This window comes from Thiolapillus sp., assembly GCF_048562965.1.
Classification (GTDB): Bacteria; Pseudomonadota; Gammaproteobacteria; order Chromatiales; family Chromatiaceae; genus Thiolapillus; species Thiolapillus brandeum_A.
On sequence record NZ_JBHNMF010001226.1, the window covers coordinates 1 to 773 of the forward strand.

The window sequence follows — 773 nt, forward strand, 5'->3', positions numbered from 1 at the left end:
TTGTTGCGTAGTGCTGGGTGACCAGGACTGCTGGGGCACCAATAGGTTGTCAAAGGCCGAGTCGATTTTGGGGACTGGGATGTCCCAAAATCTATCACGAGGTCGAAGACACGCTTGACGATGTGAATGCGCCAGGGGAGGGTGGGACTCATCCCAGCTTGTCGGGACAGACACATTCGCCGGTCGTTGCCGAAAAAAATCAGCATAGTGCTTGGCGGTGATACTGTGGGTTGCCGTTGACATTTCATCCAGAACGAACCGTTTATCAGGGTGTTGCCGGGCATAGGTGAACAATTCACTTACCGGTCTGGCCACCGCGGACAGAGCGATACATCTCGAGTCCCGTCCGATAAGCGGCAGCCGCCAAGTCCCTTCACGCAACCCACGGGCCTCGTTGCTGGGTGTGATGGCGACAGAGAAGCTATTCCACCTATAGCGGTCAGAGCATGCTCTATATCTATCCTGCTTAGTGTCCATTCCAACTGTTCTGGTAGCGCGGCGATGACTTTTTCTTTGAAGGCCTGATAGTGGGCGAGTGCGGCATTTTCGTCTCGCAGGTAGTCCGCAAGAATGGCCAGCGCGAGCTGCGCCGGGCCGCTCCCGAGATAGCCCCAGGAAAACCCCGTGGGGCTTTTGTTGGCCAGATCCAGCCGGGGGGGCACCGATGTATCGCACGTCATTCAAGAATGATGCCTCAACAGCACACCCCATATCCATGTCCTGGTCACACCAACCGGCATCCCAGCTTTTCCGGTAATAACGAACCCAACAGT

At 56.0% G+C, this 773-nt stretch carries 1 protein-coding gene; it reads right to left on the reverse strand.

All coding sequences use genetic code 11. From position 1 onward, the window contains the following. Positions 1–299: 299 nt before the first annotated feature. Positions 300–680 carry a DUF6166 domain-containing protein gene (locus ACOCD2_RS23475; RefSeq protein WP_419601484.1) on the reverse strand — a complete coding sequence of 127 codons (381 nt, stop codon included), beginning with the start codon at positions 678–680 and terminating at the stop codon, positions 300–302. Positions 681–773 lie beyond the last annotated feature (93 nt).